This is a genomic window from Geomonas sp. (genome assembly GCF_056994735.1).
The window spans coordinates 1-2663 of record NZ_JBXKJL010000049.1 but is presented as its reverse complement, the minus strand read 5'-3'; the positions used below and the strand labels follow the sequence as shown (position 1 = coordinate 2663).

The following is a 2663-nucleotide window of genomic DNA, read 5'->3' as shown; positions in this document are numbered from 1 at the left end:
AGTCTACTTCGTCGACGCCGCCCACTTCGTCTTCGCCCCGTTTCTGGGCTTCTTGTGGTGCGCGGTCCGGTTGTTCGTGCGGGCGGCCTCGGGCCGCAAGCGGTACAACGTCCTGGGGGCGCTGGACGCGGTGACGCACCGGTTGATCCGGGTGACGAACCACGATTACATCAACGCCGAGTCGGTCTGTGCCCTGCTGCAGGCCGTCGCCGCAGCCAGCGTGGGCTTGCCGATCACATTGGTGCTGGACAACGCCCGGTATCAAAAGTGCGCCGTAGTGCAAACGCTGGCGAAGTCGTTGAAGATCGAGTTGCTGTACCTGCCGGGTTACTCACCCAACCTGAACCTGATCGAGCGGCTCTGGCGGTTCCTGCGCACGGAGTCGTTGGACTCGACGTACTACGAGGATTTCGGGCAATTCACCACCGCCATCGACCGGTGTCTGGACGACCTGCCAACGGTCCACAAGGGCGAGATGGAGACGCTGCTGACGCACAGGTTCCAGACATTTGGAAATGTGCCACTATTGGCCGCGTAGAGTATAACGCGGCGAAGCCGCAACCAAAGAGGATGATCAAAACCAGCGTTCTCCCGCCAGAATGGGTTTGGAACGAGCCCCAACCTGGAGGAGAACGCCGTGAAGACGCTGTCGCGCTTCGTCACCAAGTTTATCAGCCTGATCGTCGCCGTGCTTTCTTGCTTCGATCGGGTGATCTTCAAGGGTTATCTGCCCATCACCAATGGACCGGCTCTCGAGGGGTTCGTTGATTATGTTCTCAAGATCCGACGCAAAGACTTCATGAACTTCGCTGAGGAACAGTCCCAGACCCTGGTCGATTTCGCCAAGCGCCTGGTCCAAGAGGTCGGTGCCGAGTACCACTATCTCCAAGGTGCTTGCCGCAAAGACAAGCTCGTCGCCAAGCTGTTGCGGCAGCGACCGATCAACGACGGCCTGATCTGCGTCCTCTGCTGCATGGAATGCTGCCCGAGCTTCAGGCTGGTCCAGGCCAAGGACCGGCCTCGCCTGATCAACGCACGCCGAGTGCAGCGCGTGCTTTACTTCTACTTTCTTGACCCCGACTTGGGCCTGATCTATGTCCGATTGACGACCTGGTTCCCGTTCACCGTCCAGATCTACCTCAACGGCCACTCGTGGCTGGAAAGGCAGATGCTCAAGCGAAGACTGGGGTTCAATCTCCAAGACAACGCCTTCACGGCCCTCGACGATCCCAAGGCCGCTCAGGAACTGGCCGATTCGTTCGTCGATCAAAACTGGCGCAAGATCCTCAACCGCCTGGCGCGGCAGGTCAATCCTCTGATGAAGCAGCCGTGGTTTCGCGGCCTCAGCTATTACTGGGTTATCGACCAAGCGGAATTTTCCACCGATCTGGTCTTCACCAGCCGTGAGGCGCTGGCCGGTCTCTACCCGCGGTTGCTGGACCATGCCGCAGTGAACTTCTCGGCCCGGGACATCCTGACATTCCTGGGCCGACGGTTTCATCCCCGGTTCGACGGCGAAGTCCTCACTGATTGCCAGAAGGGACGCTGGCCCGGTGCCAGGATCAAACATCGGATGAAGAACAACTGGCTGAAGATGTACGACAAATTCGCCCTGGTCCTGCGGATCGAGACGGTTATCAACAATCCGCGGGAGTTCCGAGTGCGGCGATTGCGAACCCGTGAGGGCCGCCGCGAGATGGTCTGGTGCCCGATGAATAAAGGGGTGATCAACCTGTACCGCTACCGCGAAGTGTCGCTGGCTGCCAACCAGCGCTACCTGGAGGCTCTCTCGGTGGTCGACGATCCGGCGCCGGCCTATCGTCAGATCGAGGAACTCACCAAGCCAGTGGTGGTCGCCGGCCGCAGTCATACGGGGTTCAATCCGGCCGTTGGTGCCGACGTGAAGCTGTTCGGTGCGGTGCTGGATGGCAACCACCTGGTACGTGGATTCCACAACGCCGACATCCGGGAGGCGCTCTACGGATTGACCGAGGATGCCGCTGAACGTCGCCGCCAGAGCCACGCGGTGGGTCGAATGCTGAAGCGTTTGCACGTGCGCGGGTTGATCGTGAAAGTGCCGCACAGCCGGCGATGGCACGTCAGCCAAAAAGGCCACCAATTGCTCGGGGCGGTCGTGCGGCTGTATCACTATGGGCTTCCAACATCTGTCGCTCGCGCGGCTTGATCAATCGAAAAACATGCGCGCAGGGCGCAGAGGAGGTACGGAGGTAGAATCTAAGAAGCTGTTTCAGAACCCTCGGCAGTGGTTGTTCGTATAGATAGCAGAGATACTCTGCAAGTCTAAAACACCATCGCTGAGGAGGAAACGATGGCCAAGCAGCGAGTTTCGGAGACGTTGTGGAAAGCGATCGCGCCGTTCCTTCCCGAGCACGAGCGTTCCCCCAAAGGGGGGCGGCCGCCGGTCCCCGACCGCGCTTGCCTGGAGGGGATCATCTTGGTGCTCAAGACCGGCATGCCCTGGCAGATGCTACCGACCCGCTTGGGATACGGCAGCGGGAGTACCTGCTGGCGGCGTTTTCGTGCCTGGACGCAACTAGGAGTTTGGCCCCAGTTGCACCAGAGGCTGTTGCGCGTCCTGGGCCGGCGCGGCCGAATCAACCTGGAACGTGCGGTGATCGACAGCGCCTCGGTGCGGGCGCTAA

At 60.4% G+C, this 2663-nt stretch carries 3 protein-coding genes; all 3 read left to right on the top strand.

The window, feature by feature from the left end; all coding sequences use genetic code 11:
• On the top strand, positions 1-538 hold a 538-nt coding region (locus tag AC11W3_RS02450), incomplete at its 5' end, for an IS630 family transposase (protein ID WP_484092421.1).
• Between the two features lie 99 nt (positions 539-637).
• Positions 638-2185, top strand: coding sequence for a hypothetical protein (locus tag AC11W3_RS02445; protein WP_484092420.1), 1548 nt, complete (start codon positions 638-640; stop codon positions 2183-2185).
• A gap of 144 nt (positions 2186-2329) precedes the next feature.
• The coding region (locus AC11W3_RS02440; RefSeq protein ID WP_484092419.1) for a transposase at positions 2330-2663 on the top strand (334 nt) is incomplete at its 3' end.